General features: G+C 55.4%; 9 protein-coding genes. 4 read left to right on the forward strand and 5 right to left on the reverse strand.

Annotated features, from left to right (window positions below; genetic code table 11):
* Positions 1 to 156 precede the first annotated feature (156 nt).
* Positions 157 to 993, forward strand: a complete 837-nt coding sequence (locus GXP58_10235; protein NOY53975.1) for a response regulator transcription factor — start codon at positions 157 to 159, stop codon at positions 991 to 993.
* A 56-nt stretch (positions 994 to 1,049) separates the two neighbouring features.
* Positions 1,050 to 3,368, forward strand: coding sequence for a GAF domain-containing protein (locus GXP58_10240; GenBank protein NOY53976.1), 2,319 nt, complete (start codon positions 1,050 to 1,052; stop codon positions 3,366 to 3,368).
* On the opposite strand, the gene GXP58_10245 is transcribed toward GXP58_10240, so the two are convergent.
* The 3 genes from GXP58_10245 to GXP58_10255 are packed head-to-tail and all read right to left on the reverse strand — an operon-like array spanning position 3,365 to position 7,945.
* Complete coding sequence (locus GXP58_10245; protein ID NOY53977.1) at positions 3,365 to 4,312, reverse strand: PASTA domain-containing protein; 948 nt, start codon at positions 4,310 to 4,312, stop codon at positions 3,365 to 3,367. The genes GXP58_10240 and GXP58_10245 overlap by 4 nt on opposite strands.
* Positions 4,313 to 4,368: 56 nt before the next feature.
* Positions 4,369 to 6,156, reverse strand: a complete 1,788-nt coding sequence (locus GXP58_10250; GenBank protein NOY53978.1) for an AarF/ABC1/UbiB kinase family protein — start codon at positions 6,154 to 6,156, stop codon at positions 4,369 to 4,371.
* A gap of 4 nt (positions 6,157 to 6,160) precedes the next feature.
* Positions 6,161 to 7,945: a tetratricopeptide repeat protein gene (locus GXP58_10255; GenBank protein ID NOY53979.1), complete on the reverse strand. Its 1,785-nt coding sequence runs from the start codon at positions 7,943 to 7,945 to the stop codon at positions 6,161 to 6,163.
* Positions 7,946 to 8,115: 170 nt separating this feature from the next.
* Here GXP58_10255 and GXP58_10260 point away from each other — a divergent pair, with 170 nt between their 5' ends.
* Together GXP58_10260 and GXP58_10265 are read left to right on the forward strand one after the other, a co-directional pair.
* Positions 8,116 to 8,730: a dephospho-CoA kinase gene (locus tag GXP58_10260; protein ID NOY53980.1), complete on the forward strand. Its 615-nt coding sequence runs from the start codon at positions 8,116 to 8,118 to the stop codon at positions 8,728 to 8,730.
* A gap of 49 nt (positions 8,731 to 8,779) precedes the next feature.
* On the forward strand, positions 8,780 to 9,022 hold the full coding sequence (locus tag GXP58_10265) for an RNA-binding S4 domain-containing protein (protein ID NOY53981.1): 243 nt from the start codon (positions 8,780 to 8,782) through the stop codon (positions 9,020 to 9,022).
* A gap of 37 nt (positions 9,023 to 9,059) precedes the next feature.
* Here the strand turns inward: GXP58_10265 and GXP58_10270 are convergent, their stop codons facing one another.
* Both GXP58_10270 and GXP58_10275 read right to left on the reverse strand, forming a co-directional pair.
* The gene (locus tag GXP58_10270; GenBank protein NOY53982.1) at positions 9,060 to 10,289 is read right to left on the reverse strand and encodes an ammonium transporter; all 1,230 of its coding nucleotides are present in this window, start codon (positions 10,287 to 10,289) and stop codon (positions 9,060 to 9,062) included.
* A gap of 475 nt (positions 10,290 to 10,764) precedes the next feature.
* Positions 10,765 to 13,164 carry a penicillin-binding protein 1A gene (locus GXP58_10275; protein NOY53983.1) on the reverse strand — a complete coding sequence of 800 codons (2,400 nt, stop codon included), beginning with the start codon at positions 13,162 to 13,164 and terminating at the stop codon, positions 10,765 to 10,767.
* Positions 13,165 to 13,178: the final 14 nt, after the last annotated feature.

The raw sequence follows: 13,178 nt of genomic DNA on the forward strand, positions 1-13,178 counted from the left end.
TCACCTGTCTCCTGCAAATTGGGGTAAGTCCTGTTAAGCCCTTTAAAACATTGACATTTTACCGTAGAGGACATACAATAAAAAAGATGGTATTTTCCAGTTTCCAGGCAATCTCCTCATGCCGGGTTCCGTGACGGTCGATCAACGAGGCCATGTATGATTCAGAACAAGGCAATTCTCATCGTCGACAGTGAAAACCATACCCTCAGGATCCTGAAGGACCTCCTGATCGGGAACGGGTTTGTCGTCTATTTTGCGCCGAACTGTGCCCTGGCCATGCAGATTGCCATCAAGGATCTGCCCGACCTGATCCTCTCGGAAATCGTGCTGGAGGACATGGACGGCCGGGAGTTCATGAAAACGGTACATAACGCACCGGAGACAAGTGAGATCCCTTTTATTTTCCTGACCTCCCGGACCCTTCTGTCGGACAAGGTATCCGCTCTCGATGCTGGCGCCGAAGACTATATTACGAAGCCCTTCAATGAGACGGAACTTTTAGCCCGAGTCCACGTGGTCCTGCGCCGCTACAACAGACGGCCGGTGACGGCGCTGACCGAGGAGGACGGCATAAAAGGGGATCTGAAGGACATCAATCTCGTCGACTTTGTCCAGCTCTTCGACATGGGAAGAAAAACGGCAACCATTGAAATCTCCGGGGAAGACCGGGAGGGACGGATCTATTTTGAAGGGGGGGAACTCATTCACGCCGTTTCCGGAAAGCGTTTCGGGAAAGAGGCACTCTATGATCTTTTTGCCGTTCGGGAAGGGTCCTTTATCGTTCACCTGAATGTCTCGTCACGGATCCGGACGATCCAGGAGGGCTCGACGAACCTGATGATGGAGATCATGCACCGTCTGGACGAACAGGGAATCCATCCCGTCGTTTCAGGACCGGAAAAGCGGACACCCCCGGAACGATCTTCCCTGCACAACGAAGGAATCCGGGAACTCTTTGAAAAAGGCGTGATTGAAGAATTCACAAAAGGGTAAAGCTCCCTTTGCCCGTCGGCGGCATCGCCGAAGCTTGCGTCCTCCGAAAGGACTTTATGGATACGGCCAAAAATATCGCCATCATCGGCGGCAACAAAGAAGCGCTGGGGCTTCTTCCGCTCCTTGAGAAGAAGAACGTCCGCGTCAAGATCATCGTAGACACCAATCCCGACGCCCTGGTATTTAAGCTCAATGAATTAGGCTTCCGCCTGGCCCGAAAGTACCATATCATCCTGAGTTCCGACCTGACCGACCTGTTGGCGCAGGAGGATCTCGATCTGATCATCGATGCATCCTCCGATCCTGCAACCCGGGCCTTTCTCGAAAAAGAAGAGTTCTCGGGAAGGGAGGTCATCAGTGTACTGAGCGCCCGTCTGCTCTGGGGGCACAAGGAGGAAGAGGCCGGATCGGACCTCCCGAAGCATTCCAAGCTCCTCTCCAGCCTGAACGACATTGTCGAGGCCGTCAATCTCACCAAGGATAAACGGCAGGTCTCCTCTCTGATCCTGCAAGTCGCCATCGAATCGACAGGCGCCGACAACGGCTCTCTCATGATCGTCGACCCCGAGGAAAAAGTCCTGAAGATCGAAGTCGCCGAAGGAATCCCGGAAGAGATCATCCCGACGATCCGCTGCCCTCTGGGCGAGGGGATTGCCGGGAAAGTCGCGCAGGAGGGACAGCCGCTGCTTCTCTCCGGGAAGTCCGACGACAGGACCTTTCGGACTCTCCGGGAACGGGAAGAGATCAAATCCGCCCTTTGTGTCCCCCTGACGGTGAACGGTTCCACCGTCGGTGTTCTGAACCTGAACAACCTGAGGGATCTCGACGGATTTACCGAGGAAGACCTTTCCTTCATTACCCGGCTGGCCGCCTTCGATGCGGAGATCCTTCTCAAATCACAGGAGTATGCCTCCCTCCGGGAAAATGCCGAAACCTTCCGGATCTGGAAAGAACTGAACCGGATCCTTAACACCTCAGCGCCGATCGAAGAACGGTTGCTGCAAACCTGCCGGACCCTCTCCGCCCGGTTTCGGGAGAGCGTCTGTTCGATCTATCTTTTCGACACCAACACACGGGAACTGACCCTCAAAGCGAGCAGTCTGAAAAGATTTACCCCCACCGATCAGAGCCACATCCAGCTGCATGAAGGCATAGACGGGTGGGCCGCGGGAGAGCAGGAGGTCGTCATCCTGAAGGAGCACCCGAATCTCGACCCGGAGGTCAGGAAGACATTCATGTCGATTCCCCTCGTCTCCGAGGGGACGATTACCGGCGTCATGAATATCCAGTTGATCTCCGCAAAGGGGCTCTCCGAAGAGGAGGAAATCCTTCTCCGGGACATCGCACGGCACCTCTCCAGCGCCGTGAAAAGCGCCCGGAAGGAAGACAGGGCCTATCTGCGGGCGACAAAGATCGAGGCGATCAACGAGGCAGGGATCAATATCCTCTCCATCATGGACCTGCAAAAACTTCTGGAACTCGTTCCCCCCTCGGCCGCCATGATCATGGACGCCGACGGCTGTATCCTCCGGCTCAAGGGGACCGACGGCGGGATGGAAATCCGGTCGACCTACTCCATGTGGGAGGAGGAGATTGAAGACCGGGTCTTTGCACTCGATGCGGAGATCGGAGCCCAGGTGGAACTCGGCAAAAAACCGCTCTATATCCGGGATCTCGGCGAGGAAGAAGGATATGAATCCTTCGGACGGGTTGTCAAATCGGTCGTGGCCATGCCCCTGATGGAACAGGGAGAGGTCCGCGGCATCCTCTCCATCTATGACAAGATCCCGAAAGGCTCATTTCACGCCACCGCCTTCGGCAGGGAGGACCTGGAAATCTTTCAGAAGTTCGTCCACTATGTTGAAAAGGCAATCGTCAACGTACAGCGAAACGACCGGACGCGGACGATCCGGAACTGTGATAATCTCACGGGCCTGCCGAATGAAGGGGCGCTCAAACGGAAGATCGAAAATGAAATCAACCGCTCCCGGCGCTACGAACGGCGGTTCATTCTGCTCACCCTCTGCTGGAGTCATGAAAAGAACGGGAGCCCACCCCTCGATGTGGAAAAGCGGAACAGCCTGATCGTGGAAATCAGTTCCGTCCTCCAGGAGAATATCCGGGAATATGATACCCTGGCTCGAACGGGACCCCGGAAATTCGAGGCTCTCTTCCCCGAGTCCATGGAAGAGATCCGCGATCTGACGACACGATTGACCCGATCGATTCGTGATCGCAAAAAAATGAAAACTTCCCCGCTGGCCGACATGGAACTGCAACTCAAATTCGGTTACGCCGTTTTTCCCGACGATGGAGTCACGATCGAAGCCCTTCTCAACGAGTCCCACCGCCTGCGCCTCGGCGCACGGATCTAACGATATTCCCGCGTCTGAACCTTTCGTCCATTCAGATAAACCTCCACCACCGCCTTCCCCTGTATTTCCAGATCGAGATCCAGGAGGGTCTCCGGAAACTTTCGGCCGGAGAAGACCTGACGCCGTCCCTTGCGGTCGTTGACGAAAACATCGGCCGTCACGGGAAGCAGCCCGAAAGGAATCCGGTAGCGGAAGCGAACCCGGATAATCGGTGCCGACGAATGCATACGTCCTTCCCGGCTCACGACAAGCGCCACCGGATGATCCCGGTCCACAGGATACCCGAAGGCGGGGGACTGGTTGATAATCCGGTTTTCAGCCACCCCCTCGTATTCCTGATACCGGACATTGCCCATCTCCAGGCCCGCAGTCTCAAACAATGCAAGAACGGAATCGAAATCCTTTCCAATCAGGTCCGGCATCCGGTACACCGGTGGACGCCCCCCCCGACTGATCAGAAGATCCACACGATTCTCTTTCAGATGGGTCGTCCCGGGATCAGGATTTTGAGAGAGAACCGTGTCCGCTTCCGTTCCGGGGAAAAAGGCCCGGGTCAACCTGCCGATGGTCAGGCCCTCTTCCTTCAGGACCACTTCGGCTTTATTCAGAGACATTCCCCGCACCTCCGGAATGGTCACATCCCGCATCCCGAGGCTCAGAACAACCTCAATGTTTCGATCCACCTTGAGCCGGGTCCCCGGCGGCGGCAACTGCCTCAAAACCGTCTTGGGGGAAAAAACAGGATCATACTCCTCTCCCGCCACCCGAAGATCCAGCCCCACCCGTCCGGACTCTTTCAGCGCCCGGACAATATCTTTCCCCTTGAGGTCCGGTACGAGAACCGTTCTGCCGGAGCTCACCCACCGCATGGCGAACCAGGCGGAGAAGATAAAGACCAGGAAAAAGCTGAAGGCAATACCGATCAGATAAAGATAACGACGCATCGGAGGGCTCCTGCAACAACGAAAACATATTCAGGGGGGTCCCGGATCAGGGATCTTCATCCCCCCCCTGTCTTCCCTTTTTTGCGAGGGGGAACAGAGGAAGGGACGCGGCCGTTCGATTTTCTTTTCTTCCTGCCGAGGTCCATCCAAAGATGAAACCCGTAGGTCGAGGGAATGGGGATCAGGATCAGACCGATGAGGATCCCCCCGGAAAGAGTCAGCCCTCCGGCCAGCAGATAGGAGTTGCCGTCGGCAAGATAGAGCAAACCGGAAGTAATCGCCAGGGTCATGGCCATAAGGCCGAGGATACTTCTCCGGAAGATTCTGGCTACATACCGTTCCGTCTGGCTGATGGTCACCGGATGAATCCGCACACGCAGCTCTTCCCGCCGCAAGGCCTTGAGTAATCCCGCCGCATCACGGTACATTCGCTGCAAATTCTCAAGTTCCGTCTTTCCCTGTTGGCAGACCGACGCGGCCTTCTCCTCACGGAGGACCTGACGGGCCAGGGGGACAATATCCTTGACGGCATTGAAATCATTCCGGTAGAGGGTCCCGATCCCCTCCACCAAGGCGGCGGTCTTGAAGAGATAGACCAGATTGCTCGGCAACTCGAAGGGGAAGGCGTAAAAACTCTCCAAGATTTCAATGGCAATCTCCTGAATCCGCTTCTGGGTCATCCCTTCCATCGTAAGGATGTCAAACATCGTTTCCGCAGCTTCCCGCAGAACCGCAGGACTCACTTCCCGGTTGGCAATACCGAGGTTATAGTACCCTTCAACCAACCGGTCGAAATCCCTCCGGGCACCGGCCAGCGTCGTCTGGATCAGTTCCTTCCTGGTTTCGGCATCGAGTTCCACCACCAACCCGTAATCGAGAAGCACAATCTTTTCCTCCGCAGTGACCAGGATATTGCCGGGATGGGGGTCGGCATGGATCACACCATCAAGGAGAATCTGTTGCGTATAGACCTCAATCAGTTTCGAAAGAACCCGATCCACATTGATGCCCTGCGCCTTCAGTTTTTCGAATTCCGTGATCTTGATCCCGTGGTAATAGCGCATCACCAGAATCCGGGGAGTGGTCAACTCGGGAAAGTATTCCGGCACGCAGAGGGCGGGGCGGTCCTTCATCAGTTCCTGGAACCGCCGGATGTTCAGCGCCTCGTGTTCAAAATCCATCTCTTCGTAGATGGTCCTGGAAAACTCATCGATCACCACCTGCAGGGAACGGAGCTGGTAGGACTGAAAAAGGTGATTCAAGACACTCAAGATCCGGTTGATGATCTTCAGGTCGATCGTAACCAGATGATGGATCCCCGGGCGCTGAACCTTGACGGCGACCTCCTCGCCCCGATATTTCGCCTTGTGGACCTGACCGAGGGAGGCGGCCGCAAGCGGTGTCGGGTCGAAATCATCAAAGACCTCTCCGAGAGGACGCCGGTATTCCTCTTCCACAACCTTCTTCACCACGGCAAAGCTTACCGGAGGGACCTCATCATGGAGACGGGAAAGTTCCCGAAGATAAAGGGGCGGGATAATATCCGCCCGAGTGGAGATCACCTGAGTCAGTTTGATAAAGGACGGTCCCAGCGCGGCAATCCGGGCCGTGAGATCACGGGCCCGCTTCTCGTGAAAACCATCGTTGACCTGCCGGCCGGCGCCGAAAAAAACAAAACGGCGATAATCCCGAAGAAAGGAAAGGAGAAAGGGAAGTGCCGTAAAAAAGATTTTCAGACCACGCAGTATCATTTCGAGGGCTTTTCCATGTACGGCGGCACCGTCCAGTTCGGCCGAGGAGGAACGGGAACCGGCAGAAAGTCTTTTCGGACAAAACACCACCACGGTTTTAGGGATACTTCTTTTCCAGATCTTGAAGCCAGGCCTCACGGAGACCGGCATAGTCCATCCCGGTCGCAGCCACCAGGGACTTCTCGAAAGGAACACCGGAGGCCAGGTCGCCCAACATCTTCTGTACGGCGTAGATCCCATGATTCCGGATGATATAATCTACAACGGTAAAACTCTCCGTGTACGCAAGAGAAGCCGTATCCCCACCCATTTTGAGAAAGGACCCTTCCAGATCCCGCAAGGGAAGGACATCCCGGCTACGAAGGATATAGGCCACATTACGGTCATGCACCTTCAGGGGCTCCCCCTCAAAATACTGTGCCAGACCTTCATTGAGCCATGTGGGAATATCACGCCCGACCATCCGGCGGATCAGGGCATGGGTGTACTCGTGATTGACGACCCGTTCCAGTTGATCACTCCGCTCCTTCAGGCCGCCGATGGGAATTCGGATCTTGCCGTCATAGACGCCTCCGGTCCAATCCGGCGTCCGGGTAACCGCTCGAAAATCATCGTCCGAATAGAGAATCGTCGTCAACCGTCCGGCAGGATAATAATTGAATTCCGCCCCGATCCTCTGGTAGGCTTCATCCAGCAGACTGATGACGAGCCATCCCGCTTCGGTGTTCTCCCGGCCGTCGTAACGGACGTCGAAATGCTCTCCCTCCCGGGTATCAAAACCGGCTTCCGCTTCCGCTTCCCGACCGGCCTTGTCGACCAGTTTCCGGATTTTGACGTCGTCGGGATTAGCCGAGAGATAGTTCTTCAGGTGGGAAATTCCTTCTTTCAGACGGTTCTGTTTATAGAGAAGTTCACCGAACATCTTCTCCACCTCCGGGTCCCGGGGGACCCTGGAAAGATATTCCTTGAAATACCTTTCGGCACGCGTCGTATCGGAGAGATTCAGCGCGGCAACCCCCATGAACTTGTAGATATCCGGAGACGGATCAAGGACCTTGACCGCCTCCTCAAAAGCGGCGATCGCTCCCTCATTGTCCTTCCCCTTCATGGCAGCGTATCCCTTCTGCAGCCAGGCACGCTGAAGATTCCGGCGAAGAACGATCTCATCAGGCAGCCGCTTTAAGGCACGCTGAAAACGATCGACCGCATCGTCATAGCGTCCCTCTTTCATGAAGGTCACCCCTTCATTGTTCCATCGGATCCCTTCGGAATCTTTCCGTGCCGAGACGTCAACCTTTTCGACTGCGCCCACCGGAATGCGCCGGCTCCCGTTGCGGGAAAGAGACTCCGGGAAATGAGAGGTGATTTTTCGTACCGCCCGTTCGACGCTCTTTCGGTCTTGCGTAAAGTTACGATGAAGTCCCAGGTAAATCACGGAGAGAAGGGAAAGAACAAGGAGAAGGAGATAACCGCTCCCGCTCCATCCGGATTTCTTTACGGAGACCGGTTCCGGGTTCTCCTCTTCCGGCTCCCCGAGTTTTTTCGCCATGCCCCGTCCCCGCATCCGCCGTTCACGGATTTCAATAATCGCTCCCGTACCTTCCAGTTCCGTCCGCAGAACATGAGCCCGTTCCAGGGACATCTCCTTGGTCAGCAGGAGAGGGAGCTGACCAAGGCGGGCCTGAAATTCTTCGGAGGATTCCCAGAAGGTCCGGCTTTTCAGAAAATCGATCACCTGATCGGCAACAGAGGGATCGGCATAGCCCATGAGAAAGAGATCACAAACCCGGTCGGAGGAGGAGGGAAAAACGCCCTCCATTCCGCAACGGGAACAAAGAATCGCTTCCGGATCCACCTTGCTGGAACAGTGAGGACAAAACATCCGGTTACCCCTCTTGCTTTGGAAAAAGCCCCCCCGGAGAAGCGGCATAAGCCCGTTCATATTAATCGATCCGTAAATGAGAGTCAATGGGATTGACATTTCTCCCGGAGGTACGATAAAAGTAGCGCAAGGCGCTGTTCTTCATGGAAGCGGGAATAAGGAGTCATGCCATGCCGTTGATCGGCCTGACCGGCGGAATCGCCACCGGGAAAAGTCTCGTTACGGATTACCTGCGCGACAAGGGGATCCTTGTCGTCGATGCCGATCAGCTTGCCCGGAAGATGGTAGAACCGGGAAGGCCTGCATGGGAAAAGATCCGCCGGGAATTCGGGCGGGAATACCTGCGGAAAGATCAGACCCTGGACCGCAGGAAGCTGGGAGACCTGGTTTTTGCAACCCCGGAAAAGCGCAGGGCGCTCGAGCGGATCATCCATCCCGAAGTTTTAAATGCAGCTCGAAAGATCATCCACCCCCTGCTTGATGCCGATCCGGATCGATGGATCATTTTCTCCGTTCCGCTGCTCTTTGAAAGTGGCTTTGATAAAATAACGGATCGGGTTGCGGTTGTCTATGTCGATGAAGCGACACAGTTGCAACGCCTGATCATGAGGGACGGGTTGACAAAAGCAGATGCGCTGAAACGCATTCGCGCACAGATGCCGATAGAGGAGAAGAAAAACCTGGCGGATGACCTGATAGACAACAGCGGCGCCCCGGACGAGACCCGCCGGCAGGTGGACGGCTGGCTGTTGAGGGTACGTCTGTCCGACAAGACTTCCGGTTAAAGCTCCATCTCCCGGAAAGGGGCCACCGGCCGTGGGGTGAAATATGAAAATGCGGCTCGACAAATACCTTCAGACCGTGGGAATCTTCAAGCGACGGACCGCCGCCCGGGAGGTCTGCGAGGAGGGAATCGTCGAGATCAACGGCCACCGGGCCAAAAGCGGCAAGACCGTCCAGGCCGGGGACCGGATCGACCTCCATCTCTACAATCGAGAACTCTCCATCGAGGTCTTGAGAATTCCCGCCGGGGTCGTTCCCAAAAAAGACCGGCCCGACTATTTTCGGACATTATAGATCTGTCGCCCCGGATCCCTGCCCTTAAAATTCCGTCTTATTTCATCATGGATCCTTCTTCCGGATAGGCCTCAATGTTATGAATGGCAAGGTCGGGTCCCCGCATCTCCTCTTCCTCGGTGAGCCGGATACCCACAGTGACCTTCAACAGACCGTAAAGCAGGACACTACAGACGAGGGCAAGAAGAAGGGCCATGACACTCCCCATAAGCTGACTGACGAAGGAGACCCCCCCCATGCCCCAGAGGGCCCTGGAGCCGAAGATCCCGGCGGCGATCCCGCCCCAGGTTCCGCAAAGGCCATGCAGGGGCCAGACGCCGAGAACATCGTCGATCTTCCATCTCTCCTGCTCGACCGTAAACATCATTACGAAGATCACCGCAGCGACGATCCCGATGACCAGGGCGCCTAATGGATGGACAAGGTCGCTTCCGGCACAGATCGCAACCAGCCCCGCCAAGGCCCCGTTATGGATGAACCCGGGATCTCCCCGGGTCACAAAAAGCGCTGCCAGAACACCGCCGACCATGGCAAAGAGTGAATTGACCGCAACAAGACCCGAGATCCCGTTGATCGCCTGGGCGCTCATCACGTTGAAACCGAACCATCCGACACAGAGAATCCAGGAACCGAGGGCCAGGAAGGGGATGTTGCTGATCGGAATCGGGTGGCTCTTCCCGTTCTTGCCGTAGCGGCCGATCCGGGGTCCCAAGAGGATCACCGCCGGCAGGGCCAACCAGCCCCCCATGGAGTGGACGATCACCGAACCGGCATAGTCATGAAAAGGAAGCCCTCCGATCTTTTCGATCCATGCCTGCACGCCGATCATCCCTTTCTCCCCGACCCCCATCCGTCCCCACATGAGTCCTTCGAAAAAAGGGTAAACCAGGGCGGCAAACACCCCCCCGGCGAAGAGTTGAGGCCAAAACTTGGCCCGCTCGGCGATCCCGCCGGAGATAATGGCCGGGATACAGGCGGCAAAGGTGAGGAGGAAAAAATAGTGAACAAGATTAAAGCCTTTCTCCGGCCCCATCAACTCCCCGGCCGGTTTCAGAAAGCTCAAACCATAAGCGAGGGGAAACCCGATCAAAAAATAGACAACCGTCGAGACCGACCAGTCGGAGAGTATTTTAACCAGGGCATTGACCTGGCTCTTTTGCCGGACTGATCCGACTTCGAGAAAGGCAAACCCGGCATGCATGGCGAAAATCATCACGGCGCCTAACATCATAAAAAGAACGTCATTACTTCTCAACAGTTCATTCATACACCTACCCCCTTATTCACATGATTTAAGAAAAACCTACGAATTCGTCACTCCATCCAAAATTGTAGCCACCTTCTGAAACTTTTTTACAAAGCAATTCCGATGCCAAAATCTTCGGGCAAACCCATTCCGCGATTTTAGCAATTAACTTATTGTATCCATATATATATGATGAAGTCGTAAAAAGTCGTTTTCCGGATTCCGTTCATGGTTCGACAGGCTACCGAGCATGGTGAGCCGGCCGAACCACACGAACGGAATATCAATCACTTACACCGTTCGCCCTGAGCGGGCCTGTCCTGAGCCGGCCGAAGGGTCGAAGGGCTTCGTGACTTTTTACGAGACCATCATATATGGTCTTTTTCATTTCTCTTCGGACAGCGTGCCGATGGGTGATTAAACGCTGAAAAAACAGGCAGCTGCCTGTTTTTTAGACAACGATGGATTCTCTCGTTACAAAAAAACAGGAAACAAATTACAGCGTCCCCGTTCCGCTTCGTCCGGTTGCAGGAGCGGGATTCTCCGGAGGGGGAGCCGGTTGCAACCCCTTGGAATCCATATCAAAAAAATTGGTCCCCTGCGTCTTTTTGACCGGGGCATATTCATGAGGTTCCCGGCCGGTTCTGAAACACTCGAAATAGGTTTTTTCTCCGCCGGAAGGAAGCAACCCCGTTTTCTTGTCCACCCGCACGAAGATCACACCCGGCGGTACGGTAAAGGGGAGTTTCTCCCGCCCCTTCAGGGCATCCTTCATAAAGTCAAGCCAGATGGGACCGGCAGCCCTGGCTCCGAACTCGCCCTTCCCGAGGGTACGCATATCGTCAAACCCGACCCAGACCGCCGTGACCAGGTTCGGGACAAAACCAACATAGAGTGCATCCAGATAATTGTTGGTTGTCCCCGTTTTTCCTGCTGAGGGACGTCCCAACTTCTGCATCCGTCGCCCCGTTCCGTGACGGACGACTTCCTCAAGCATATCCGTGACGATGTAAGCCGTTTCAGGATCCATTGCCTTCTCCACGGAAGGGTGGTTCTCCCGAATCACATTTCCATCATAATCGAGGATTCGGCGGATAAAATAGGGCCGAGCCCGCATCCCATGATTATCATAAACCGAATAGGCCGAAGCCAGTTCGGACAGCGAGAGGACCGACGACCCCAGCGCCAGGGAATAGTCTTTGGCCAGGGGACTTTCAATACCGAGTTTCCGGGCAAATCTTACCACGTTCCGGATGCCCACCTTCTGCAGAAGCTTCACCGTCACCACATTCCGGGACTTGGCCAGGGCCACGCGAAGCCGGGTCGGACCGTAAAACCGCTCGCTGTAATTGGCGGGTTTCCATTTCGTCTCCATGGAGGGATCCTGGAAAATCACCGGCGTATCAATGATCACGGTCGCCGGAGAAAATCCCTTCTCCATGGCCGCTCCATAAATAATCGGTTTGAAGGCCGAACCGGGCTGCCGCTTGGCTTGAATGGCCCGGTTGAATTCGCTCTTTTTGAAATCGTAGCCGCCGACCATGGCCTTGACCTCTCCGGTGGCGGGATCAATCGCGATCAGCGCCCCCTGTACCTGCGGCTCCTGCTCCAGCGCCAGCCGGTAGGCACCCAGTTTGGAATCATAGGAGAGGATGCGCACCAGGATCCGGTCTCCGGGAACGACGACATCCAGAACATTCTCCGGTTCGACCCAACGGACCCCGTCCGGATTGTCCGGCGTTGGATCCTTTACAGCACGTTTGGCCCACTTCATTTCATCAAACGGAAGAAATCCCAGCTCTCCTTCAACCCAGACCCAAGCCTCTTTCTTGTTGGCTTCCACCACAAGACCGTCATAAATCTTCCCGGACGGCAAGGACTCCGATCCTTCACTCGCTTGATCGTTCAACCGGGATTGGACATCCCAGTCCAGGGTATCAAGTTCGATATGTTCCAGCGGTCCTCGATAACCGTGACGTTTATCATAGGCCCGCAGTCCCTCCTGAACGGCCTTCACGGCGGCCCGTTGCATCGGCAGGTTCAGGGTCGTATACACATTGAGACCGCTCTCGTAAAGCCGGCTGCTGCCGTACTGGTCAAGAAGATAACGACGTACATGTTCCACAAAATAGGCCGAATCATTATGCTCCTCCTCCTTCTGCCGAAGCTTCAGGGGTTCCGCCTTCGCCTCTTCCATCTGTGCACGTGTGATGAAATGTTCTGCAAACATTCTCGTAAGTACAAGGGAGCGACGCGCCTTCGATTCATCCGGATGTTTGAACGGATTGAAACGTCCCGGCGACTTGGGAAGGGCCGCCAGAGTCGCCATCTCAGACAACCGGAGTTTCTCCACAGGTTTATCAAAATAGGTCTCCGAGGCCGCTTCAACTCCGTAGGCACCGGCGCCGAAATAGATCTGATTCAGATACAGCTCCAGAATTTCGTCTTTGGAAAACCGTTTTTCAATCTCCAGGGCCAGGATCACCTCCTTGATCTTCCGCTCAATCTTCCGTTCCGGAGAGAGAAAGAGTGTCTTGGCCAACTGTTGCGTAATCGTACTTCCCCCCTGGGTGATCTGTTTTGCCCGAAGGTCCGCCCAGAAAGCCCGGGTGATCCCCTGCAGATCGATCCCATGATGATGATAGAAACGGGCATCCTCGATGGCAATGAACGCCTTGACGAGCAGATCGGGGATCTCGTTCAGGGGACGGAGCACTCTCTTTTCGATATAGAACTTTCCGACCACATCCCCGCCGTCGGAATAGACCGTGGTCACCAGGCTCGGCCGATAGTCCTTGAGAACAGAGACGTCGGGAAGGCCCCGCTGAAATTTAAGATAGAAGTGAAATCCCACCGCCCCGCCGACCAGGATCAGGAGAAAGATGAAGACCAGCATCACGGTCAGGCAAG

The sequence above is a fragment of the Deltaproteobacteria bacterium genome (assembly GCA_013151235.1).
Taxonomy (GTDB): domain Bacteria; phylum CG2-30-53-67; class CG2-30-53-67; order CG2-30-53-67; family CG2-30-53-67; genus JAADIO01.

What these genes read in the sequence shown, in the direction of transcription:
- GXP58_10240 (NOY53976.1), top strand. Translation starts at nt 1,050, where the DNA reads ATGGATACGGCCAAAAATATCGCCATCATCGGCGGCAACAAAGAAGCG.
- GXP58_10265 (NOY53981.1), top strand. Translation starts at nt 8,780, where the DNA reads ATGCGGCTCGACAAATACCTTCAGACCGTGGGAATCTTCAAGCGACGG.
- GXP58_10270 (NOY53982.1), bottom strand. Translation starts at nt 10,289, where the DNA reads ATGAATGAACTGTTGAGAAGTAATGACGTTCTTTTTATGATGTTAGGC.
- GXP58_10235 (NOY53975.1), top strand. Translation starts at nt 157, where the DNA reads ATGATTCAGAACAAGGCAATTCTCATCGTCGACAGTGAAAACCATACC.
- GXP58_10260 (NOY53980.1), top strand. Translation starts at nt 8,116, where the DNA reads ATGCCGTTGATCGGCCTGACCGGCGGAATCGCCACCGGGAAAAGTCTC.
- GXP58_10245 (NOY53977.1), bottom strand. Translation starts at nt 4,312, where the DNA reads ATGCGTCGTTATCTTTATCTGATCGGTATTGCCTTCAGCTTTTTCCTG.
- GXP58_10275 (NOY53983.1), bottom strand. Translation starts at nt 13,164, where the DNA reads ATGCTGGTCTTCATCTTTCTCCTGATCCTGGTCGGCGGGGCGGTGGGA.
- GXP58_10255 (NOY53979.1), bottom strand. Translation starts at nt 7,945, where the DNA reads ATGTTTTGTCCTCACTGTTCCAGCAAGGTGGATCCGGAAGCGATTCTT.